20 protein-coding genes are annotated in these 22,695 nt (G+C 40.0%); 6 read left to right on the top strand and 14 right to left on the bottom strand.

The features are described 5' to 3' along the window. The 4 genes from VB732_RS17120 (at position 1) to VB732_RS17105 (ending at position 4,379) form a co-directional block, all read left to right on the top strand. Complete coding sequence (locus tag VB732_RS17120; RefSeq protein WP_323232064.1) at positions 1-1,131, top strand: glycosyltransferase family 4 protein; 1,131 nt, start codon at positions 1-3, stop codon at positions 1,129-1,131. Between the two features lie 501 nt (positions 1,132-1,632). Further along, positions 1,633-1,764: a hypothetical protein gene (locus tag VB732_RS17115; RefSeq protein ID WP_269141781.1), complete on the top strand. Its 132-nt coding sequence runs from the start codon at positions 1,633-1,635 to the stop codon at positions 1,762-1,764. 586 nt (positions 1,765-2,350) lie between these two features. Continuing rightward, entirely contained in the window at positions 2,351-3,061 is a 711-nt protein-coding gene (locus VB732_RS17110) for an acyltransferase (protein WP_323232063.1), read from the top strand. A gap of 127 nt (positions 3,062-3,188) precedes the next feature. Beyond that, positions 3,189-4,379 carry an acyltransferase gene (locus VB732_RS17105; RefSeq protein ID WP_323232062.1) on the top strand — a complete coding sequence of 397 codons (1,191 nt, stop codon included), beginning with the start codon at positions 3,189-3,191 and terminating at the stop codon, positions 4,377-4,379. A gap of 88 nt (positions 4,380-4,467) precedes the next feature. Here VB732_RS17105 and VB732_RS17100 read toward each other — a convergent pair whose 3' ends face one another. The 4 genes from VB732_RS17100 to VB732_RS17085 form a co-directional block, all read right to left on the bottom strand. Beyond that, positions 4,468-5,229 carry an Rpn family recombination-promoting nuclease/putative transposase gene (locus tag VB732_RS17100; protein WP_323232061.1) on the bottom strand — a complete coding sequence of 254 codons (762 nt, stop codon included), beginning with the start codon at positions 5,227-5,229 and terminating at the stop codon, positions 4,468-4,470. 99 nt (positions 5,230-5,328) lie between these two features. Beyond that, positions 5,329-5,868 carry a DOMON-like domain-containing protein gene (locus VB732_RS17095; RefSeq protein ID WP_323232060.1) on the bottom strand — a complete coding sequence of 180 codons (540 nt, stop codon included), beginning with the start codon at positions 5,866-5,868 and terminating at the stop codon, positions 5,329-5,331. Continuing rightward, positions 5,865-6,983, bottom strand: a complete 1,119-nt coding sequence (locus VB732_RS17090) for an aminoglycoside phosphotransferase family protein (protein ID WP_323232059.1) — start codon at positions 6,981-6,983, stop codon at positions 5,865-5,867. Before VB732_RS17090 ends, VB732_RS17095 begins: the two co-directional genes overlap by 4 nt. Before the next feature lie 360 nt (positions 6,984-7,343). Next, a complete protein-coding gene (locus tag VB732_RS17085) occupies positions 7,344-8,654 on the bottom strand; it encodes a Tudor-knot domain-containing protein (protein ID WP_323232058.1) in 1,311 nt (436 codons plus the stop codon). Between the two features lie 180 nt (positions 8,655-8,834). Here VB732_RS17085 and VB732_RS17080 point away from each other — a divergent pair, with 180 nt between their 5' ends. Beyond that, positions 8,835-8,966, top strand: coding sequence for a hypothetical protein (locus VB732_RS17080; protein WP_323232057.1), 132 nt, complete (start codon positions 8,835-8,837; stop codon positions 8,964-8,966). Between the two features lie 54 nt (positions 8,967-9,020). Here VB732_RS17080 and VB732_RS17075 read toward each other — a convergent pair whose 3' ends face one another. Both VB732_RS17075 and VB732_RS17070 read right to left on the bottom strand, forming a co-directional pair. Then, on the bottom strand, positions 9,021-10,466 hold the full coding sequence (locus tag VB732_RS17075; RefSeq protein ID WP_323232056.1) for an MlaD family protein: 1,446 nt from the start codon (positions 10,464-10,466) through the stop codon (positions 9,021-9,023). A gap of 138 nt (positions 10,467-10,604) precedes the next feature. Beyond that, positions 10,605-11,387: an ABC transporter ATP-binding protein gene (locus VB732_RS17070; RefSeq protein ID WP_323232055.1), complete on the bottom strand. Its 783-nt coding sequence runs from the start codon at positions 11,385-11,387 to the stop codon at positions 10,605-10,607. Positions 11,388-12,250: 863 nt separating this feature from the next. Between VB732_RS17070 and VB732_RS17065 the strand changes: the two genes are divergently transcribed. After that, positions 12,251-13,294 (top strand): low specificity L-threonine aldolase, encoded by a 1,044-nt coding sequence (locus VB732_RS17065; RefSeq protein WP_323232054.1) that lies wholly within the window; start codon positions 12,251-12,253, stop codon positions 13,292-13,294. A gap of 497 nt (positions 13,295-13,791) precedes the next feature. On the opposite strand, the gene VB732_RS17060 is transcribed toward VB732_RS17065, so the two are convergent. From VB732_RS17060 to VB732_RS17025, 8 genes are all read right to left on the bottom strand, one after another. Then, complete coding sequence (locus VB732_RS17060; RefSeq protein WP_323232053.1) at positions 13,792-14,346, bottom strand: PEP-CTERM sorting domain-containing protein; 555 nt, start codon at positions 14,344-14,346, stop codon at positions 13,792-13,794. Positions 14,347-14,450: 104 nt separating this feature from the next. Further along, positions 14,451-16,184, bottom strand: coding sequence for a multicopper oxidase family protein (locus tag VB732_RS17055; RefSeq protein ID WP_323232052.1), 1,734 nt, complete (start codon positions 16,182-16,184; stop codon positions 14,451-14,453). 262 nt (positions 16,185-16,446) lie between these two features. Beyond that, positions 16,447-17,625: a bifunctional chorismate mutase/prephenate dehydrogenase gene (tyrA, locus tag VB732_RS17050; protein WP_323232051.1), complete on the bottom strand. Its 1,179-nt coding sequence runs from the start codon at positions 17,623-17,625 to the stop codon at positions 16,447-16,449. A 61-nt stretch (positions 17,626-17,686) separates the two neighbouring features. Next, the gene (gene aroH / locus VB732_RS17045; protein WP_323232050.1) at positions 17,687-18,124 is read right to left on the bottom strand and encodes a chorismate mutase; all 438 of its coding nucleotides are present in this window, start codon (positions 18,122-18,124) and stop codon (positions 17,687-17,689) included. Positions 18,125-18,186: 62 nt separating this feature from the next. After that, complete coding sequence (locus VB732_RS17040) at positions 18,187-19,683, bottom strand: DHA2 family efflux MFS transporter permease subunit (protein WP_323232049.1); 1,497 nt, start codon at positions 19,681-19,683, stop codon at positions 18,187-18,189. A gap of 386 nt (positions 19,684-20,069) precedes the next feature. Further along, a complete protein-coding gene (locus VB732_RS17035; RefSeq protein WP_323232048.1) occupies positions 20,070-20,708 on the bottom strand; it encodes a hypothetical protein in 639 nt (212 codons plus the stop codon). A gap of 509 nt (positions 20,709-21,217) precedes the next feature. Then, on the bottom strand, positions 21,218-21,877 hold the full coding sequence (locus VB732_RS17030; protein WP_323232047.1) for a PEP-CTERM sorting domain-containing protein: 660 nt from the start codon (positions 21,875-21,877) through the stop codon (positions 21,218-21,220). A gap of 104 nt (positions 21,878-21,981) precedes the next feature. Next, positions 21,982-22,617, bottom strand: a complete 636-nt coding sequence (locus VB732_RS17025) for a PEP-CTERM sorting domain-containing protein (RefSeq protein WP_323232046.1) — start codon at positions 22,615-22,617, stop codon at positions 21,982-21,984. Positions 22,618-22,695 lie beyond the last annotated feature (78 nt).

Here is a 22,695-nt window from a genome sequence, read left to right as displayed (position 1 = left end):
ATGAAAGCAATTATTGTAATGCCACTAGCCGAACAACGAGGCGGCGGTGAAATGATGCTTTGGGATTTGGTACAGCAAGGACGTAATGCTGGTGTTGAGTGGCTAGTGATATTTTTAGAACACGGCCCAATGGTAAAACAAGTAAAGTCCCTTGGTATTGATGCGCGAGTTGTGGAAAGTGGGCGTTTACGCCAAATCCACCGTTTTATTGGCGCTGTTTTTCGGATAGCTGCGATCGCCCGCCGCGAACGTGCAGATATAATTGTCAATTGGATGTGGATCACGCATATATCTGGAGGCTTGGCAGCAATGCTGGCTGGGTTGCCTGCTGTCTGGTATCAACTAGAAGTACCTAGCGATAAAACTTGGTTGGTAAGACTTGCTACTTTAATCCCAGCCCGCGCAATTATCACTCTCTCTCAAGATGGCAAGCAAGCACAAGCAGAGATTTGGCCTCATAGACCAACACCTTTAGTTTATCCTGGTGTAGCCCTAGACCGATTTGAGCCTAATGCTTTGCCAACTCCTGAAGAAGCACGGCGCAAACTTGGCTTACCCTTACACGGCCCGTTGATTGGAATTGTCGGACGATTGCAACGATGGAAGGGAATGCACGTATTGGTACAAGCGATGCCCACAATTTTACAGAAGTATCCTGATGCCCATTGTGTGGTAGTTGGCGGTAAGCACGATTTAGAACCGGACTACGAGGACTTTTTAAAAGCAGAAATCACAAACTTGGGCTTGAAAGAGCAAGTAATTATGGCTGGACTACAGCGTAATATTCCAGAGTGGGTGCAGGCGATGGATGTATTCGTTCATGCATCGGATAAAGAACCCTTTGGAATTGTGATTATTGAAGCGATGGCGCTAGGTAAACCTGTAATTGCTGGCGATGCAGGAGGCCCGACAGAGATTATTACCGATGGCATGAATGGGCTATTAACACCTTACGGCGATGCGGATAAATTAGCGATCGCAATTCTCCGCTATCTTGACGAGCAAGAATTTGCCCAGAGTGCCGGAGTAGCTGCCAGGCAACGCGCCCTCGATTTCTCAACGCAGAACTATGCTCAAAACTTTATTAGTGCCATTCGTTCTGCAATACCAAGCCTTTCGTCTGCTGATTGACACTCTCAGCGTCAATCATTTCTACAATAGACATCTTTGAAAAAGAATCTTAAGAAGGGTAGTACCGATGTATTACCCTTCTTGATTTTATGCTTCGTAAGATTGATATCACATATAAAAACAACACAGTTAGGTAGATTTTTGCAGAACATAATTAGAAAAGTTACCAGCAATATTTTAAACGGCAAATTAATGATAAATTTTGCAGTTTTATGAAACACCATAAATCAAATGATGGTCGCATTTTGATATATGTATTTACTCTGATATCTAATAGTTATTTATTTAATTAATAGAGAGAGTTGAATAGTATAATTTATATCTAAAATCAGGAAAAGACTGATTATACAAGTATGTCAATTTTTAAAACTTTATGTTTTTTCCTTAAACTTTACCGTTTCTTAATAATAATTATGTGAGTCTCTTTTAGGATAGTGGAAGCACACTATTTGTGCTGCTATAAAGGCGCTTTAGTGAATATGTAAATTCTCTGTGTACGTAATGATGACAACAGCAGCAGACTCTAAAAACTGGCTGCAAGTAAGCCGTTATAGTAATCGGGGAAGTGTTTATTTGTTTGCTCCGATGATTAACTTCAATGTGATGGCTGAAGTTGGAGACACTCCCCCCTGATTTGACGTGCTTGTACTTGCTTGGAAATTTTATGAAGAATTCAACAATTACATCTCGCTCGCAGTGAATAAGTTTCACTCCGGCTTTGGAACGGGATAAATAAATGTAATTGAATTGAAGTAATTACTTTGATATTTGATAACTGATTAGCTGAATTATAGTAGCTTGTCAAATTGCTAATTTATACCACATGGAGAGTTAGATATTTGATGTTGCGGTAAAGCATTAAGCTTCAGTATTAATTAGTAGCAAATATAAAAAAGTGTTTCTCTTCTTTCCAAATAAGTACATATACTAAATACTAATTACAGAATTTGCTTGTAAATAAATACAGCATTTCTTGTATAGCCATTTTTAACAATTAAATAATGCCTGTATTTCATAGCTCAAAGCTGACTTTAGGTTTTTCAAATTGTTGAAAAACTCTATATTAGCCATCTTGTTTTTTTATTATCTGTAATCTAATAATGCAGATATAGAAATATAGATGGTACATAATAAGACTGAAATACAGAATGTAATTACTTAGACATTTTGCAACTCTAAAAACACCAAAACTTGCAGTTTATTTGATAAGAACAGAGCCATGAAGGACTTGAAGGATTTTTCAAAATTAAAGCGATTTCAAGAGCTTTTGCTAACTACTTTTTTAGGTGACATCCCAACAATTTTTGGAGGTGTAAAATTACGTATTTTTTTCTATCGTACTATTTTTGCCCAGATAGGTAGTTCAGTATATATTCAAGATGGCGTTGAATTTCTCGGTGCAGATTCTATTAAAGTTGGGAATGGAGTTTATATTTTCAAAGGTGTTCGTATAGATGGAAAAGGACACGACAATAATAGAATTTATCTAGAAAATGGAGTTATTCTAGAGCGTAACGTTTTAATAGGGGCACTAAATAACACTTCTATTCACATTGGTGAAGATACTTTTATTGGCCCTGGCGTTTGTATTGGTGGCCCTGGAAACATTAAAATTGGCCAGAATTGTTTAATTGCAGCCCACACTGCAATATATGCCAATAATCATAACTTTGCAGATCCGACAGAGCCAATTAAATACCAAGGTGTTACTTGTAAAGGCATTGTGATTGAAGATGATTGCTGGCTAGGCCATGGAGTAAAAGTATTAGATGGTGTCACCATTGGTAGAGGCAGTGTTATTGGTGCTGGCGCTGTTGTTACTAAAGATATTCCCCCATTTTCGGTAGCTGTGGGTGTACCTGCACGAGTAATTAAAAACCGTGACGGCAAAGGGCTTCCCAAGGCTAAAGAATTACCTATGTCATCTTGAAACTAAGTTTTACCTGAAGATAGTCAGCCATTTACTAATTTGATTAATAGTCTTTTGGCAACATAATTTTAGCGTTACTCAGGGGTAAATCTATCTATCAGCAAAACCATAGTGTGAGATTAAGTAAATGACTAAAGTTACAGAAAAACCTACTGAAAATAGACTTCATCTTCCTTACTTGGATGGCTTACGTGGATTAGCATCTCTGTATGTTGTACTTGTTCACGTTGAGCCAGCAATCGGAGAGCAATTGCCCATACACTGGTCTATTTTTGTCAGAGCTATGAAATATGGTGCATTTAGTGTTATCAGTTTTATTGTGCTTTCTGGCTACGTTTTAATGCTACCAGTAGCCCGTTCTGAAAATGGTCACTTACCAGGACATTTCAGTAATTATATTAAGAGGCGATCGCGGCGAATTCTCCCACCTTATTATGTAAATTTGCTCATCTGTTTGCTACTAGCTGCAATTGTTTTTATATTAGAGAAATTCACTTCTTTTCAGTGGAATGAATCGGCAGGCATTGGATCATTTTCGCCTAATTTTTCTTTGATAGATGTCTTGTCTCACTTGTTATTAGTTCATAATCTTAGCGACAAAACATATTTAACAATTAATTCCCCTATGTGGACTATAGCAACAGAATGGCAAATGTACTTTTTGTTTCCGTTACTGTTGTTACCTATATGGCGACGTTTTGGCTTATTGGTGCTTGTCATTATCGCCTTTGTAATCGGTCTAACACCTATATACTTGTTGAATGGATTTCTTCAACAAGCCAATCCTTGGCTATTAGGTATATTCTGTTTAGGAATGGCAGCAGCAGATATTGGATTTTCTCAAAAACCCAGGTTAGTGGCTTTCAGGAATTCTCTACCGTGGGGACGATTGGCTATTGTCTTTACTTGTGTTGCCTTTATAACTGAATGGCGGCAACTAGGATTGCATATATGGATTAATCAAAGTTTCGCCGGTCTTGCCTTTGCTTGTCTATTTGTTTCTTTAACTAAGTCGATAATTGAAGGGAAACAGCCATCTTTAATACTACAGATATTACAACATCCTTGGGCGATCGCACTTGGTACATTTTCTTATAGCCTCTATCTGATGCATGGGCCAGTCTTAGTCTTTGTGCGTTACTTCCTGTTTTATCTGCCAATTTCCCCAGATATGTTTGCGGCGGCATCCTATTTAGTAGGCACTATCATGTCACTCATCATTTCTTATTGGTTTTACTTATTCTTTGAACGGCCATTCATGTCCAGTTTCTTAAAAAAGCGCAAAGTCAAAGATGCTGTAAACTTACAAAAACATTAAGTTGACTAAATATAGCAAATGGTTCCTTTATTTTTCTTATAAATAAAGGATTCAGATAAAAATATTCCTAATCTAAGTAAACCGTGGATTATTTCTGCTGTAATTGTTGCACCGCTTCTACTGACAAACCAGTAATTCGAGCGATCGCTTCTACTGTCATCCCTTCTGCTAGTAAGTTTTGGGCAATTTCATGAGCTTTTTGTTGACTTCCTTCTTCTTTGCCTTCGGTTTTAATTTGTTGGTAAATCACAGACTCGCGCATTATGTCCTTCCTAAATAAACGTCCAATCACTTCTTGTTCTAATACTAACCCAGCCAGAATTGCGGAGGCGGCAGCAATATTACTTTGCGTCCGTCGATCAGCAATTTTGTCAACAGCCGCAGCTGACAGTTGCAATGTATCAACTTTGTTCTCAGCAGCACTTAAAACCGCAAATGGTAGTAATCCTGGTGCAGACAAAAAATCTGAAGCAGGTTGCTCCCACAAACGAATCACTGAAAATTCATGTTGTAAACTTCCAGCAGTAAAAGTGGTTTGATAGACCTTTTCCGATTCGGTTTTATCTAAGTAAATTACCACTTGGTGCATTCGTTTATTGGGAAAACGGCGATACACCCGTAATCGATAATCCGCCATCCGAAAAGGCATATTATCGTCGGGCTGGGTCTGGAATTCAATGTGCAGAACAACTTCATCTGATTGCAACAATATTAAGGCATCAGCACGAATAGGTTCTAAGGATAACTCTGTAGGACTTAATTTAGTTAAGGTAATGGGTTCTCCTAATAACCAAGTAGCGAAATCAGGAGAATACATTTCAGCGATAAATTTGCAAGTGTTATCAAACATGAACGAATTTTATCATTATAAGATATATTAATTTATCTTCATATTCACAAGTCTCTATAGCTAATATCCTCAACTTTGCAAGCTATATAAAAACGGATTTCACAACTTAACAATAAAACTATCCCGTAAATGAAAATCAGCCTCCGCGCCTTTATGAGTTAACGCCCAGTAAGTCACCTCACCCTCTCTGTCTTTGATAACAGTCGTAATTGCAACTTCAATTAATTGTTCCACGGAAATGATTTTATCTAAATCGATATCCAAAGCAAGGGTTAAAACATCAGTTTGATTTTGAACATTAAACGGTAGCTTTTCAAAGGCTGTTTCCTCTTGCATACCTTGACGATATCCATCAAGGCGATAGACATTCCAGTGTCCGGCTGGGGATAAGTTAAATTCCCAATACTGTGCAGAATCCTTGATGCTAAGGAAGAACTCAAAGCAGGTGTCTTCCCACAATTCATGCTTGCGTGATGGTGTTTTTGATGGGGGAACAATTGCAATTTCTTTTAAATCGCCTTCAAGCAGATAGCGGATGGCAAGTTTATTCCCATTTCGGGCAATATTACCTGCAATTTTCAAATTAGGCGGCGATTCAGTAGAAGGAAAGGGTTGTAAAGAAAATATCTGGTCGTTCATTTCATATCTTTAATAATGTTGCAAATCTGCGTTTTTTGAGATTCAATACTTTCGGTAAGCTTAAATTGCACGATCGCTCTTGCCAAGTTATGTTCTGGGTGCTTCACTTTAAAGTAAACATTCCCAGCTAAATAATCAGCAAAAAATCTCAATCCTAATTCAAAAGCAATGAGACGGATGGCATCATATATATATGCATAGTCATTATCGGTGAGAAACGCCTTTGCCACGGAGAGATAGCCTTGTAAGATTCCCTCACACAGATCGGTGTCAAAATAAACGCTTTCCCAATTCTCGGTTTCTTCTCCAGCCGGATTGCAGCCCGATCGCAAACAATCACCAATATCGTAATGTACCAGACCGGGTTTAACGGTGTCGAGGTCTATCACACTAACGGCTTGCTGGGTAGCAATGTCGAACATGACGTTATTGATTTTTGGATCACCATGCATCAGACGCAGAGGTAATTTACCCTCAGCTTTGGCATTTTCTAGGATATGTGCAAAGCCTTGGCGATCGCTAACAAACTGTAAACAATAGTTAACTTCCGCAGATTGACTCGCACTAGTTTTCGCCAACGCTTCTTCGTAACCCTGGAGGTAAAGCGGTGTAATATGGAATCCTTGAAGGGTGTCAGCGAGTTTTTCTGGTGGCAAATCGCTGATTAAATTGTGGAACATCCCCAACGCATAACCGATTTCTTGCGCTTGTGAGCGATCGCGCATAGTGTCAAAAGATTGGGAGCCTTCAATAAAGCTAATCGCTCGCCAAAAGGAGCCGTCTGCATCCTGACAATGATCTTGAGCATCGTTAGTTAATAGTACACGCGGTACTTCCCAGCGACGATTCAGGGGGCTATCCTGTAACCGTTTATGAACATGCTCAGTAAAGGTACGCATATTCTGCATAATCAGTTTTGGCTGGCGAAACACTTGCGTATTGATGCGTTGCAGGACAAAATGTTGTTCTTTCGAGGAATCTAGAGCCGCTAAGAAGGTGTCATTGATATTACCACTCCCAAAGGCTTTAACGCCTGTAACCTTTCCTGTTTGGGTGAATTGATCTGCGATCGCAACCAGATTCTGTACGCCCTGTGTATTAAATTCTTCTGTCATCTGTTTAACCTGCACTACTCCTATTGCACGAAGGCAATAGGGGATATAGTAGCGCAAGTGTCAAAATAATTCGTAATTTTTAAAAGTACTATATGCTAGCTAGTGGTTCATGTCATTATTTCGGTGTTCAGATCCCCGACTTCTTAAAGAAGTCGGGGATCTCGCAATCCAGCAAAATTAATGCGATAGACCAATAGTAGTCTGTCAATAAATAATTCATAGATAAAATCCTTGTAGAGACGGCGATTTATCGCGTCTCTCTAACCGTCAAAATGAATTTGATAGACCACTAGCACAGGGCGCGACACCGAATAATCCATCGGAGATATTGCTCTCGTCGCCCCCGTGCTAATTTAGTAGTTAAGAAATTTCGTCACTATCAACCCATTCATCATAAGATGAGTCATAACCAGCATAGTGAACAAAGTATTGCTGATTTTGGATTTGCTGAATCGTTGCAGAATACCAAGCCTCTTGGTCTTCATCCCAACATTTTACTTTTTGACCAACGGCATATCCATTGTCATCAGCAGCGCGAAGATCGCGAGTCCGAATGTCATCTTCGCCCACCCACTCGTCATAAGATGAACCATAACCAAGGTAATGAATAAAGAATTGGTCATCTTGGATTTTTTCAATTGTTCCTTGATACCAATCTTCGTCTTCACTATCCCAAACTTCTACAGTTTTGCTGACTTCATACTGATTGTTATCTGATTTGACAGCAGAAGCAGATGAAACATCTTGGATCGGCTTTTGTTGCTCTTGTTTAATTTCTTCTTTTACTAAAGTGTATGCTTCTAAAATCAAGCCACGAGCGACACTTTGAATTCCTGTATGCTCGTAGTAATTGGTAGTTTGATCTAGGAATGCTGCAACAAAATCTAAATTATCATCAGCAATCTGAATAAAACTACCCAAGTGACTAGAAATTGATTGCGGGGTTACGCCTGTTTTAGATACTAAGTTATTCATCCAGCCTTGCACGGAGTTAAAACCCTGACTGATAAAACCAACTTTATCTGAGGGATTACTACCTGGGAGAAAATTATTGACAGCCAAGAAAACCGGATTTTGAGTTACTGCGCTAGCATCAGTACCACTAATAACTCCGTGAATCTTGCTGAGAAAGTCGGGGCCTAATGGCATAATTCCGTCTATACAAACTAAAGCTACCATCCGCATTAGGGATGCATTTTGATAGTTGTTAGCAAGGGAATTAGCAAACTCTTGGGGGTTAGGTTGAGGAATGCCGTTTAGTTTGCAAAAAGCGATGATTTCGACGGCAATTTTCAGTGCTAAGTCAATGGATTGAGTGACATCAGCTTTGGGAGTAATGTTGCCTAAAAAAGACAGAAAGCCGATTTTTTCACTAACTTTATTTGCTAAAGCTGCTGCTGCCATCGCTGTGTCTGCCTTATCAATTGTTTGATAAAGTTTGATTGCGAACTGGTAGCCTTTTTGAGGATCTTGGTATATTATGGCAGCGCGATCGCGGATTCTCTGAATTACCTTAGCATCGGTTTCTCCAGTAATGCTGCGAATACTATTCTCAAACCCTGTCAAATTGCTCCATTCACCTGGTGCTACGTAATCAAGAGCCTTTAAAACTTTGACAGTAATATTGTCAGTTGGTAATTCGTCAACCAACTGAATAATCGATTTATCCATCAGCCGATCCTCAAAACTCTAAATTATCCTTACAACACAGTTCAGTTAAAGCCACAACAACTACCTACGGAAAGCCCTTCTGTGGTTAATGCTGCACGAATTACTGAATTGTATTAATAGAGTTCCCTGACTTGACTAAAAAATAACAAATTGCGATCGCAGTCATCAATAACTGCACCTATGCTGTTAATCCTATCTCACTGGCAGTTAGGCGTAGGTTGGGTTGAGGAACGAAACCCAACACCAACAATCTCTGATTTTGTTGGGTTTCACTTCGTTCAACCCAACCCCAAAGTGTCTGTCTTAGTTTAATTGCGTTAGCGGAGCGGGGCGTTAGCCCATTGCGAATTGCGAATTGCGAATTGCCTATTTCCTCGTCTCCAGTTGCTTCCGTTGCTCACCATACTCCCGCAGCTGTTTCAACAGAACTTCTTGGGATGAGTTAGGGATAGACGGAGACGGACTGGGGGTTGGTTCAAGGGTGATTTCAGTACTTTCAAAATTGGTAGGTAAAGGATTAACCCTGTAGACGGGTAGCGACTTGTCATGAGACATCGCTTGTTGCGTTGGTGCTGGGGTAGGAGTTAGATTATTTTGTTTGTTCACAGCAGCTTTTACCGTATCTAAAGTAGTAGCAACTTGCACCTGTTGCTGCATATCTTGTGTAGAAGAGACTAAACCACTTAAACCATTCACCAATTGCCGTAAATTTTGTCGGAAATTAGGATCGCCTGTCAATTCATCTAAATCAGATGTAATTTTTTGAGTATTTTCAAAGGTTACTCGTGCTGAATCTAAAGTTTGTTGCAGCAACACCGCATTCTTCGGATCGTTTAAAGTTTTAGAAGCATCGCGTAAATTAGCTGAAGCTTGCGCTGCATTTGCTGAAAGAGCTTCTAAATTGTTGAGTAATTCTCCTTGAGTCAAGCGATTGACAGATGGTGATAGGCTACTGACTGTAACACGTAGTTGGTTGCTAGTTTGGGTAATATTATTTAAAGCGCCAACCAGCGAGGAACGATTTGTTGTTAATAGATTATCCAGATTCGTGAGCAAACGATTTGCTTGAGTTGCAGTTTCACCAAATTTATTTACTGTTTGATTTGCTGATGTATTAAGTTGATTTGTCGCTCGTTGCACTGAATTAGCGGTGGTTGAAAATGTATTTAGTTGTTGTCTCAAGCTTTTAGTCAAGCCTTGTAAATCTTGACTAAGCTCAGTAAAACTAGATGCTGCGCCTGTGGTAGTTTCTAGAACCCTATTGACATTTCTATAAAATTGGGGGTTGTTGTATGTAGCCGATAGCTCAGTTGAACTGCGAATTAGTTCATCAACACTGATGCCAATCTTACCTTGTAAGCGAGAGCCGTTACAGACAATAAGACTAGTATCACAACTTTTATCTAGGGGTTTAGCAAGCACAACCCCAGTCGGTAAAGTTGTTCTTGGCGTGATGTCGATAATACTTTCGCTAATTAATCCACTTTGATTAGCTTCCACCACTACCTTACGGGGGATAATTAAGTCAGTTTGAGAAATTTCAATTTCTACATCAATAGCATTTGGCCCTGGTATAACCCTAGAAATAGTTCCTACTTTCACACCTCGATAGCGAACCATTGTTCCTTTTTGCATTCCGCCAGCGTTAGCAAATTCCACAATAATTTTGTATGAACGCCCAGCAGCAGTAAATCTATTTAACCATAGAAATAGTAACCCAAATACCCCCAGTCCGAGCAGGAGCAACAACCCCACAGAGCCTTCTCTAAACGTTCGCCCAGAAGCGAAGCGGCTTGTCATCAGACCTCGCATTTTTTGCCTCCACCAATAATTAGTTATGAGTAGAGACGCGATTTATCGCGTCTGTATAGGAGTTGGGAATTGAATTTAACTCTCGCTCCCTATTCTTAACTCCTCACTTTTAATTCCAAATCCCTAACTTCTCACTTTCTAACCGACGACTTGAATCGGCCCTTTCACACTTCCACTTATAAATTGTTTGATCAACGGATTTTCTGTGTTGTATATCTCACTAACTGTACCCTGCCACTGCACTTTGCCTTCATAGAGAAATATAAGTCTATCAGCTGTGCGGCGGATAGTGCTGTCCTGGTGGGTAACAACAGCATAAGTACTACAAACTCCATGTAAACATTGCAAATGGCGGATTAAATCTTCGATTACTGTTGAAGCAATAGGATCAAGTCCGGCTGTTGGTTCATCGTATAGTAGAACTTCTGGCCCTTCTGAGGGATTATCAGGGTTAGACATAATCGCACGGGCAAAACTTACCCGTTTTCGCATTCCCCCGGAAAGTTCGGCTGGATAAAGATCGCTGATTGATGGCAAACCGACCATCTCCAATTTTTCGTGTACCAAATCTCGAATGCGCGATCGCGACAGCTTTGAATTTTGATAAAGTAAAAATCCTACATTCTCCTCCACCGTCAGCGAATCAAATAGCGCCGCCTGCTGAAACACCATGCCAATACCAACCTGCTGGCCACCATCCTCAATCAAACCGTCTCGCCGCACCCCTTGCACATAAATTTCTCCTTCATCAGCAGTCAGTAACCCCGCTACTACCCGTAAAATTGTTGATTTACCAGTCCCCGATGGCCCAATAATCCCCAGCGCTTCTCCCCGGTAAATGGTCAAGTCTACATTATCTAGAACTTTATGGCTACCAAAGGACTTAGAAACACCTTTCAGTTCAATCAATGGTTCAGTCATTATTTATTAGTCATTAGTCATTGGTGAGCCAGTGTTTTGGGCGGGTTTTCCATTTTGTTACCCTTACAAGAAAGCAAGCTACGCGCAGTATCTTCCCGTCTCCCAAAAGGAGAGGCTAGCGCCAAGAAAGAAGCAACTAGCATAGCTTCCTTGATGAACAACTGGTGTCAGCAACATTCGCGTAGCAGACGCACCAGAAGGAGCATCACCCAGAGAGCTATTAATCAGTATGACTACTCACAATTAAGCAAAGGACAGATATGCCTAATCAAGTAATGTCATATTTATTGGTAGGGCATTGTATAGTACATTATAAGTATATGATTAGCATTCTAATTAGCAAACTCTATTTTTCTAGCATAATATTATTTATTTACGATGTTTACCGTTCCATAATCCTCTCAACCCAAACCCAACAAAGACACCGTAGTAACTTAACGTCTCAGTAAAGAGAAACTCAGACCCCAATTTTTTTGTGGACATTAGCAAATCTATTTAATAGTATAAACATACTAAGCGAGATTATAATTACTCAAAGAAAATATAGCAATTCGATTTAATGTTTGAAAAAATATGTATTGGTATAACAAGGCTAAATTTGTATCTTAAATTTATAGTTTATTGGGAATTAACCCTACTACCAGCCTTTACCTATTATACTATTTTAGCCATGCCACTATCTATATTTAAAACATCAAATATCAGTCTTATAAAGCAATATACTTCTTAAGTAATTTTTCCTTCTCTTCCTTTTCTCTCTGTGTCCTCTGCGTCTCTGTGGTTCGTAAAAAAACAACCTTAATAAAGAGTGCTAGCCTTAACCCAAGCGTATTGTCCTATAAAGAAAAATAAAGGTAAAAATTATGAGTAACAACTTAGAGCAGTTTGCAAGTGATAATTCTTCTGGTATTTGTCCAGAAGCGCTGGAATATATGATTAGGGCAAATCAAGGCAGCGTTCCAGCTTATGGAAACGACGAATGGACTCAAAAAGCCACAGATTATTTTCGGGAACTCTTTGAAATTGATTGTGAAGTATTTTTTACCTTTAATGGTACAGCCGCCAATTCTTTATCTTTAGCAGCCCTTTGTCAGTCATATCACAGCGTCATTTGCCATGAAACATCTCACATAGAAACAGATGAATGTGGCGCACCTGAATTTGCATCCAATGGCTCTAAACTTTTACTGGCTCCAGGGAAAAATGGCAAGTTAACATCAGAAGCGATAGAGGGAATTGTCACTAAACGTACTGATATTCATTATCCCAAACCTAAAGTTATTAGTATTACACAATCAACCGAATTAGGAACCCTATATTCTATTGAAGAACTTCTAAAAATTAAAGAAGTTGCAAAAAACTATAACTTAAAGGTTCACATGGATGGCGCTCGGTTTGCAAATGCAGTTGCTGCTATGAATAAAAGCCCTGCTGAAATTACTTGGAAAACGGGAGTAGATGTGTTGTGCTTTTGTGGTACTAAAAATGGAATGGCATTAGGTGAAGCGATTATTTTCTTTAACAAAGAGCTAGCAGAAGACTTTGATTATCGATGCAAACAAGCAGGGCAGCTAGCCTCAAAAATGCGCTTCATTTCGGCTCCCTGGTTGGGTCTATTAGAAACTGGTGCTTGGCTAAAAAATGCTAGACATGCTAATCAATGTGCTGAATACTTAGAAAATCAACTATTAAATATAAACATAGAAGGTATTGAGTTGATGTTTCCTAGAGAAGCCAATGCCGTATTTGTGAAGTTACCTGAGCAAGTTATTCACAGTTTAAAAGCAAATAACTGGCAGTTTTATACATTTATTGGTGTGGGAGGAGTACGTTTTATGTGTTCTTGGAACACTACTCAATCAAGGATTGATGAATTGATTGATGATATTAAAAAAGCAACTATTTAACTCAAAGCTTATTTTACAGATAGGTATAGATATGTTTATAGTTTTACCACTCTACGTATAAAATATTATCCATCCACACACTCTACTGGCGTGGTAAGGCTAAAATAATGCAATAAAATTTTGATAAAATTGAGATAACTTAATGTTTTCTGCTTTTTTCTAATACACTAGTTTAGCCCAATACGCTTAGGTTAAGGCTAAAAACTACAACTGGCGTAGGTTGGGAAGCCACTGCGTTGGGCGGGTTCCCCGACTTGAAGCACGTGGCGTTTGAGGAACGAAACCCAACATTATCAAGGATTTGTTGGGTTTCGCTGCCGCTCAACCCAACCTACTACTCTTCTTAACCCAAGCGTATTGTATTTTAGCCTTGACACGTTACAACAAAAAAGCTTTGGGATAATTAAATTATTTGTGTGTACACCGTAGCCTTTTTTAGGGGGTTAGGGAAATTTAAAAGTATTTAAAGTTACAGTTAAACACTTTTGAAATGTCTCTTAATCAGCAACACTCCCATTGTGATGATTCAACTTTTTAAGAGCAAACCTCCCGTTTCTTTTGTTGATAGCTACTAACACAGTTAAACTTAATATACCCAACATTAAGGAAGACTCAGGTATAGGTGTTATAGAAAAATAACTGAGGGGATAACCTGTGTAGAAACCTGGAGTTCCAATTTCTAAATAGTCATAAGTGTTAAAAACATTATATGATACTCCCCCTGCGGTATAAGCAAATCCAAATTCACTCAAAGCCGGAGAATCAGCTAATAAGAGATTGTCATTATCAAGAAATGATCCTGGAGATAACAATGACTCTATTGTAACGTCATTTCTTATGCCAGTAATATCTAGAATCTCATAACCATTTGTGGCAGAATCGTAATCGCTAGTTGTTAATGTTCCACTAGCTGTAACAATGTCAGTAGGGTCAAGTACACTCGTACCAGAGTAGGAAAAATTAAACATCGCGGCCGAAACAGGAGCCATCATAGCTGTTAGAAAACAGACCGTGCCAGTAAGAGTAGCTGCAAGTTTTTTGTCAAAATTCATTCCATTTCCCCTTTTATTTCAAACAACTATTAAGATTGTGTTCGCTTGATGACTGATTCCCAAAGAACCCCACCTTTTAATTCCCTCACCAATACAATCCGAGACTACGGTAGAACGTCAAAGGGTAGCATCATGTCGTTATCCTCGTGATTCAGCATGTGACAGTGCCACACAAACCGTCCAGTGAATGAATTGCCAAAAGGTAAGTTGGCTGCGGCTTTAGCACCAAAGGGAACTATCAGACGAACCACCTCAAACGGATTGACTACTACAGTATCTTTCCAACCAGCTTCGTTCGCTGCTGGCGGTCTGGGTGAACCTTTTAAATAGGGGGTAGGGTCGAGTGGTGGATAACCGAATGGCACTGTATCCCCACCTGGTGCGTTGTGCATGAGTACTTTACGCGGCCCAGTAGCTCTATATGCTGCGGAGTACGCAGAATCATTGATTGATTGACGGTTGAGGATTTGAAATGGTACTAGATGCAGGTGCATTGTGTGGGCAAATGGCTGAAGATTGATGAAGTTCCACTGCTCTACTGTGTCTACTTGTGGTTGCTCTCTCAATTCTGGGTGGTTGGCTGCCTCATGCCAGTAAACGGCGTTGAGCATCATGGCTAACACCTGAAAGTTAGAGTTCAAAATATCTATTAGAACCAGGTTGCGCTCTTTGACTGGTTTCGTAGCAATTTTTGTGATTAATGGACTGTTTACTCGCAGTTTTGTGGGAATAGCTTTAGGAAGGGCAACACCCTGATTCACTGTAAACTGCATAACTTCTGGCATTTTAAAGAAACCCTGAGCAATTACCGTAGCCAAACCTTTGGGATACGGTGCAGCAGCGTCATTTTGCAATACAATCTTGTCTCCTGGCAGGCTTTGAGAAAAATCGATGAGTACGTCTGCTCGTTCACCAGGCCCCAGCAGTAGCTTAGACAAATATACTGGAGCGTTCAGTAAACCTCCGTCACTGCCAATTTGAATTAATTGCTGATTTGACGACAGCTTAAGTCTGAAAAATCGAGAGTTTGAGGCGTTGACGATGCGGAAGCGGTACAAAGTTCGGTCAACATTGAGGTTTGGCCAAGCCTTGCCGTTGACGACAGCAACATCACCGTAAACTTCAGTTTTCCATGTCGCTGGGAAGGACATCGAACCATCGGAATTGAACGAATGATCTTGCAGCACCAATGGTATTTCATAAGGCGCTCCGGCAGGGATACCGAGGGGGCCATTGCCACCGATGGGATCGTCCTCATCCCTAATCAGATACATTCCAGCTAATCCAGCTTGGACGTTCAAGGCGGTCATGCCGAGTGAATGGTCGTGATACCAGAGTGTCCCTGCTTCTTGATTGTTATTGTAGTTGTACACCTTGCTCTGTCCAGGCAGATATGTATCTTCTGGATAACCGTCGCTGTCAGGTTCGGTATTGCTGCCGTGTAAGTGGATGATTGTCCGGGGATTGGTTATGTCGGATGAGCTGACACCATGCAGGTTCGTATCCACTGACCCAGCTAATGGATGAGTGCCAAGTTTGTTGAATGCCTGAATCCTAACGGGCGTTCCCCTTGTTACCTCGAAAGTGGGGCCAAGATAAGGCAATCCGCCGTAACCCCAGGTGGTAGAAGACCCTAAGCTGCTATGGAACGAGTGTGTACCTGGCGCAATATCTAAGGTACTAGGCGGTGAAGTTGGGTAGGAAATGGGCAGAGACTCGGTAAATTTTGAAAGTGAGGGCGAGGCTGCATAGGTTCTCTTTCCTTTAAGTAGTTCGGGGAGCAGAACTCCGGCTCCTAAACCTGCACTCATCATTAAAAATTGCTTTCTAGTTAACATTTTTGATTGTGGTTGTAAAAATTAGCGTTGACTATACAAGGATTCGAACAGGAGCATCCCAATTTTGCAAATTTACTATAAATCGTTACAAGTCAATTGCGAATGAAGGAATAGCAACATCTGTACATTGCGATCGCTTTGCTTCACTGCGTTACGCTCGCAATGACAAATTATGTTTTTACACATTTGGGATGCTCCCGATTTGAACTTACGCAAGAATTCTTTGAAACTCTTAATTTCTATGTGTCCTTTGCTTTGCGCCCTAAGCTTTGGATTCAATAGTTCTCCCATGAGAAAGAATCTCGGTTCGTGGCGCTATAGGTTGATTAGCGATCGCACTTTGTTTACTAACGAAACATAGTTGTTTTTGTTCGACATCTTTAGCTGCTAGGAGTGTACTCAAGGTGTCAATCATATAAGTACTTTCTTCTACAGCAGAGTGCATTCCTTCTGCCAAAAAGCTATGGGTTGCCTTGAACTCCTGAATTAGAGTATCTCGATCGTTTTGAATAACTAATTGCGCCAACCGATTATACGCGATCGCTAGTTGCCCAATAGCTTCTCGACGCTCTGATGTCGCAAGCATAATATCTACTACCAGAGGTGCAGACTGACTGAACAAGCGACCAACTATATCCATTTCTAGACGGAAGATTGGGCTAGAAAAATCTAAGCTCCGACGGATATCAATGTTTTGTTGTGCGAGAAAAACACCAAGACTAAACGTTGTAAAATTACGAATTGCTTGAACAGCAATCATCATTTCGTCATGTTCTTCTGGTGTAGACACAATTAGTTTACCACCATCATGTTCAATCAAATCCAGAAGCCATTGAAATGCATCGTCTCCACGACCAGAACAGACTACCACTTTTTGGCACAAGAACGATTTGATGCCTGGGCCAAACATTGGATGTAAGCTCATTACAGGCCCACTATGCTGCTCAAGCATAGTCTGTAATATTGGATTTTTAATACTAGCAATATCGGCTAAAGCAGTAGTTGGAGAAAGGTATTTCGCCAGTTTATGGATCACATCTATTGTATATTCAATAGGGACGCAAACTAAAACTAAATCTGCTTTTTTTAGTAGCGATTCTGCTTGTTCCCAATCCCCCTGGTCGAGAATATTGATGTAGTGACCGGCGGCTGACAACTTCTGCTGGAAAAAGTGCCCCATCAAGCCGCGTCCCCCAACTAGAGTAACCCGTCGTGGTTTGGTATTTGCTGTCGGCGAAAATGCACTAGCAGCAGCAGAGGTACAACCTGTAACTAGGTTTTTCCACATTGACTCTGGAACACCAGCCTGTACTAAAGAAAATGTAAAGTTAGTAAATTGTTCTTCTAAAGATATAGATTGGGACTCAGCCAAAACTGCAATTCTTTTACCTAGTAAATCAATGAGTTGTTGGTCAATTTGTTTCAGCTTTTCTGTAAGCATAAGACCTCTTAAATATATAATTATTTTTTCGAGATGGAACGATGTCTGCGACGGGCTACGCCTAACTGCATCTCGCTATATCTGGGCGTAACTGTGCAGCACCACGCAAATAAATCGGGCGTAATGTATTTTGAGGCATGGGGGTATTAAAGTGAATTAGCACCCGAATACAGGACTTGAGGCTACCGTTTACCTGCATTTGCTGTACATCCAACAGAGGAACTTGATCCCAACCCGGACGTTGACGTGCCACCGCAGCTGGAAACATTGCATCTAAGTCAGGAGTGGCTGAAAAAGTGATACTGACGATTTCGGCAGGATCTAAGGGATTGTTTGCTTCTAAGGCATTCAATAACTCATCTACAGCTTCAGCGATCGCTTGGGCTGAGTTTTGGCTAACTGTAGTTGCACCCCGAAGTCCTCGCACCCGCCATTCTCCGAGTGGCGCTGATATATGAGTTTGTTGGTAAGTATGTGTAAGCAATGTCAACTGATCCATATTGATTTCATCCTTAAAAACTTAATTTTTTTCTCAACACAAAGTTTTAGTTAGCTACCCTTTCAACCCAAGATAATTGGAGCTTTTTTTCGAGTTTTTAGTCTAACTTTCAGAAACAATAAAGGTAGATAACTAGCAAGAATGATCAAGGTACTGTAGCGAAATAAGTCGTTGTAAGCTAAAACTGCTGCTTGCTGCTGAACTATTTCGGATTGTTTGATTATCGGGGCGAGATTGGTAGAGTGAAATGCTTGCAAACGCCCAAGCATGAGGGCTAGCCCAGCAATGCCAATACTACCTCCTAACTGGTTGATTAGGTTGTAAAGGCCGGAAGCAGAAGTTCTTTTAGCTTTGCTCACATAGCCTAAAGTCGTTAAAGACAGAGGGACAAATAATAATCCTAAACCAATTCCTCGCCAAACCTGGGGCCAAAATATATCCCAGTAATCTGATTGCAGATTTAAATCGCTTAATTGCCAAGTACCACCAGCAGAAAAAGCAATTCCTATTGCCAAAAGCATCCGAGCATCTAGACGATTTGCCAATACACCTGTTAAGGGCATAATCAAAGCAGTCGCCACTGGCCCAGGCATGAGCAGCATTCCGATTGTTAATGAGTCATATTTCAAAACTTGACTCAGAAACACCGGAGAGATAAACAGTACACCAAAAAGGCTAAATCCAGCTAAAAATGTGATGATGTTGCCAAGGGCAAAAGTTCTATTCCTAAATAATGATAAATCCATAATGGGAGAGGGGTTCACTAACTCCCACCAAACAAGATATGCGATCGCGCTAACCCCAACTATCAATAGAACAATAATTAACGTAGAGTCAAACCAATTCAATCGTTGCCCATTTTCTAGAACGTATTGCAAACTAGATAAACCAATTACCAAAGCTATCAAACCTGACCAATCGAATTTACCCTGTGGTTTCTTTAAATAAGGTGAATCGTGAATAAATCGAAATACCATTACCGCAGCAATCAATCCGATTGGAACATTAATTAAGAAGATAGAACGCCAGGTAAGTGTGTCTGCTAAATAGCCTCCCAATACAGGGCCCAAAGCTGGAGCTACAAGCATTCCTAGACCAAAAATGCTCATTGCTTTGCCATGTTCTTCTCTAGGAAAAGTATCTAATAAAATAGCCTGAGCAGTTGGAAAAAGTACTCCTGCACCTAATCCTTGAAGAATCCGAAAGAATACAAGGGCTGATAAATTCCAGGATAGTCCACATAATAATGAGGCAATTGTAAATAATATGATTGCTCCAGCATAAAACTGTTTGCGACCCCATAAGGCACTCAGATAGCCAGTTAAGGGCATTACAATCACATTACTAATAATATAGAATGTTACGACTGAACTAATTTCATCAATCGATCCACCTAAATTACTTTGAATTTGAGGAATGGCAACATTCACAATGCTAGTATCAATAATCGCAATTAATGTACCTAGCATGAGAGTTGTTGTGATTAGCCATTTATTTATAGGGGGTGGTGTAATAGTGAATTTCCCTGTTTGAGATTCAAGCGGATATTTCGGTTTCATTAGTTTAAAGTTTTATTTTGTAGCACAAATTTTCAGAGATTGCTGCTAAAAATAGTTAGCTATCACTCAATTTTGGAAATTAAGAATATTAGTGATATTGATGTTATGTTTCTATCTCTCAATATCAATAGCTTGATGCTGCTTTGAAGGGTGCGATCGCCTATTGTGTTTTTGATGCGATATATATCATGTACAAATGATATCTTTTGATAAAATATCGAGATATTATTGAGATTAAAGAGTTAAAAAACAAGAAAACTATTTGCAATCCTCTTTCATTACTTAGATAAATTAACGATTTTTAGACACAGTTTATAATCTGATCAAAAGTGATGAAAGAGGAGCAATTTAGATCGGGCTAAAAGCTAGCCAAACCAGCATCTTTTCTACATATCTATATCAATTAGTTTTCCTTGGCGCTGACGACGACAGAAGATAAAGTAAGCGCCTACTCCTAACAATGCAGGCAACAATCCAGGTTCAAAAACCCTTTCAATTCGGGTTTGGACAGTTCCTGTATACAATAGATTGCCTATTGAATTAGGAAAGTCTGCATTGGGATAGACATCAAGAATTGCAGTACTTGGAACTGTTGTTCGGATGGCGGTAGATTCCCCAAATGTACCCTTTGGATAATGAAAATAGTTCAGCAAAGCAAACTCAGACGCTGGCTGCCGTTGATTAGCGCGTACTTCCCAAATAAAATCGTCGGTATCAGGTGATGTAAGACCATCTTCTTGACGGGGTAAAAAAACAATCGGATTGCCGACGGTTCCTTGAAAAACTCCCTTCTCCCCAAAGTCAAATTTATAATCATATCCCCCTTCAAAATATAGGGTAGACTTTGGTGAATCTGGAGTTCCTATGGCAGTGTCATCGTAAGTAAAGTAACCGTTCACTCCCTCACCTTCAAAGCTGAATCGATACAAAGCTGCTTGAGCAGTATCTATATTTAATATGATTGATACGAGGAATGCTGCTGCACTTGAAATAACAGGAAGTGAGAATTTATCTAATAGAGCCATTTCTCTTACCTTTAAAAAAGATTGATTGCCAAATTAAATTTTTTAACCTGTCTCAAATTTTTCTGGTGAAAAATATTAGTGATAATAAGTTTTCGCCATTTTCAGAAATCAGGTTATGGGATGACACACGAAGAATATCATAAACTGCCTGATGTTGATAATATTAAGACTTAATAAATCAACAGAAAAATCCCTAATTATACTACTAAGTTGGTTCGCTATAATTAATCCTGTACTGATAATAGTTGTCGGCATTGACGAGGGAAGATAAACCAAGCCCCTATTGTCAAAATAATCCAGGCACGACTGTGGGTTCAGTAACCTTCTCAATTCGGGTTTGCAGTAAGAGGATGTTTGAAAAGTATTTTTGATAACATCTAAGTTCTGGAAACCTAAACCTCTTATGGTAGTTTGTTTCAAAGCCTTTTTGACTATGGGAAGATCAATGGAAGTAAGGTTTTGAGTATACTTTCCAACTTTTCAAACAACCTCTAAATTGGCTCGGTTAACTAATCTTGTGCAGATAATAGTTGTCGGCGCTGACGACGGAAAATAAACCAAGCACCCACTCCCAGTAATGCAGACACTGGTGCAGGTTCAGGAATCTGTTCAATTTTTGTTTTAACAGTTCCTTGAAATGTATAGTCTCCCGTCGTATTAGGGAAATCCCAGTATGGGTAAACTTTGAGTGTAGCGGTGTCAGATACGCTCGTTCGGATGGCAACAGAATCTGAAAAGGTTCCCTCTGGGTAACTAAAGCGAATTGACAAACCGTATTCCTCCCCGCGAGCAGCCGGAGGAATGTAAAGAATAAAGTCATCAACGGCACCATCGTAGCCTAAATTACCGGCACGGCTAAGATAAACAATATTTCTGGCCTCATCTTTTATATCTTGCTGCGATCCTTTTGTTCCCTCGGCTACAATATCCCCTACATTAATAGAATATTGTTCCACTGAGCCATCATATTCAGCAAGGGGAAAGTCAGATCCAAGAGGTTCTAGCTTCTCAGCTGAATCATCATAGATAAAGTAACCATTTGCTCCCTCAGCCTCGAAAGTAAATTTAAACAGGGCAGCTTCAGCAGTATTTATGTTTAATGTTACTGACGCAAGTAACGCTGCTGCACTTGAAATAGCGGAAAACGATAATTTCTTCAATAGAGCCATTTTTATTACCTCTAAAAAACATTGACTGCCCAATTAGTTTCTGAAACTAACCTTTAGTAAACTACCAAAAAAAGACTTAAATATACTAAGTTGGTTTACTATAATCAATTCTCCTCAGTAATAATATGTCGGCGCTGACGACGGTACAAAAACCAAGCGCCGACTCCTAACAATGCAGGCAAGAATGTAGGCTCAGGAACCTTCTCAATCCGAGTTCGGACAGTTCCTGTATACAACAAGTCGCCTCTTGAGGAAGAAGGGTCTACATTTGGATAAACATCAAGAATTGCAGTACTTGGGACTGTTGTCCGTATAGCAGTAGATCCACCAAATGTATCTTTTGGGTAATGAAAATAGCTCACGAAAGCAAACTCAGACGCTGGTTCTCGTTGAAAAGCACGTACTTCCCAAATAAAATCGTCACTGTCAGGATCTGGAATACCATCTTCAGCACGAGCTAAAAAAATAATCGGATTCCCAACACTTCCTTCAAAAACCCCCTTCTCCCCAAAGTCAAATTTATAATCATATCCCCCATCAGGATATGCTGTAGCATTGGGTGTAAACGGACTGCTTCCTATGGCACTGTCATCGTAAGTAAAGTAACCGTTTACTCCCTCACCCTCGAAACTAAATTTCAACAAGGCAGCTTGGGCTGGATCTGTACCAAGGGTTCCTAAAGCTAAAGATGCTGCAATGCTGACAGCAGAAGCAATTGAGAATTTATTCAACAAAGCCATTTTAGTTATGTCCTAATATATAGCAGTCCCAAATGATACGTGAGAATGAATAAAAGCTGTAATGCTTGTGTAATAAGG

It is taken from the genome of Nostoc sp. UHCC 0252 (assembly GCF_034931145.1).
In the GTDB taxonomy this organism is placed as follows: domain Bacteria; phylum Cyanobacteriota; class Cyanobacteriia; order Cyanobacteriales; family Nostocaceae; genus Nostoc.
The sequence above is the reverse complement of the archived record's forward strand: the minus strand, read 5'-3'. Positions and strand labels throughout refer to the sequence as shown.

Excerpts from the sequence above, each read along its gene's own strand:
- VB732_RS17115 (WP_269141781.1), top strand. The coding sequence starts at position 1,633 with ATGATGACAACAGCAGCAGACTCTAAAAACTGGCTGCAAGTAAGCCGT.
- VB732_RS17080 (WP_323232057.1), top strand. The coding sequence starts at position 8,835 with ATGCTGTTAATCCTATCTCACTGGCAGTTAGGCGTAGGTTGGGTTGAG.
- VB732_RS17025 (WP_323232046.1), bottom strand. The coding sequence starts at position 22,617 with ATGGCTTTGTTGAATAAATTCTCAATTGCTTCTGCTGTCAGCATTGCA.
- VB732_RS17055 (WP_323232052.1), bottom strand. The coding sequence starts at position 16,184 with ATGTTAACTAGAAAGCAATTTTTAATGATGAGTGCAGGTTTAGGAGCC.
- tyrA (WP_323232051.1), bottom strand. The coding sequence starts at position 17,625 with ATGCTTACAGAAAAGCTGAAACAAATTGACCAACAACTCATTGATTTA.
- VB732_RS17095 (WP_323232060.1), bottom strand. The coding sequence starts at position 5,868 with ATGAACGACCAGATATTTTCTTTACAACCCTTTCCTTCTACTGAATCG.
- VB732_RS17105 (WP_323232062.1), top strand. The coding sequence starts at position 3,189 with ATGACTAAAGTTACAGAAAAACCTACTGAAAATAGACTTCATCTTCCT.
- VB732_RS17100 (WP_323232061.1), bottom strand. The coding sequence starts at position 5,229 with ATGTTTGATAACACTTGCAAATTTATCGCTGAAATGTATTCTCCTGAT.
- VB732_RS17040 (WP_323232049.1), bottom strand. The coding sequence starts at position 19,683 with ATGAAACCGAAATATCCGCTTGAATCTCAAACAGGGAAATTCACTATT.
- aroH (WP_323232050.1), bottom strand. The coding sequence starts at position 18,124 with ATGGATCAGTTGACATTGCTTACACATACTTACCAACAAACTCATATA.
- VB732_RS17065 (WP_323232054.1), top strand. The coding sequence starts at position 12,251 with ATGAGTAACAACTTAGAGCAGTTTGCAAGTGATAATTCTTCTGGTATT.
- VB732_RS17035 (WP_323232048.1), bottom strand. The coding sequence starts at position 20,708 with ATGGCTCTATTAGATAAATTCTCACTTCCTGTTATTTCAAGTGCAGCA.
- VB732_RS17085 (WP_323232058.1), bottom strand. The coding sequence starts at position 8,654 with ATGGATAAATCGATTATTCAGTTGGTTGACGAATTACCAACTGACAAT.
- VB732_RS17075 (WP_323232056.1), bottom strand. The coding sequence starts at position 10,466 with ATGCGAGGTCTGATGACAAGCCGCTTCGCTTCTGGGCGAACGTTTAGA.
- VB732_RS17030 (WP_323232047.1), bottom strand. The coding sequence starts at position 21,877 with ATGGCTCTATTGAAGAAATTATCGTTTTCCGCTATTTCAAGTGCAGCA.
- VB732_RS17110 (WP_323232063.1), top strand. The coding sequence starts at position 2,351 with ATGAAGGACTTGAAGGATTTTTCAAAATTAAAGCGATTTCAAGAGCTT.
- VB732_RS17070 (WP_323232055.1), bottom strand. The coding sequence starts at position 11,387 with ATGACTGAACCATTGATTGAACTGAAAGGTGTTTCTAAGTCCTTTGGT.
- VB732_RS17090 (WP_323232059.1), bottom strand. The coding sequence starts at position 6,983 with ATGACAGAAGAATTTAATACACAGGGCGTACAGAATCTGGTTGCGATC.
- VB732_RS17120 (WP_323232064.1), top strand. The coding sequence starts at position 1 with ATGAAAGCAATTATTGTAATGCCACTAGCCGAACAACGAGGCGGCGGT.
- VB732_RS17060 (WP_323232053.1), bottom strand. The coding sequence starts at position 14,346 with ATGAATTTTGACAAAAAACTTGCAGCTACTCTTACTGGCACGGTCTGT.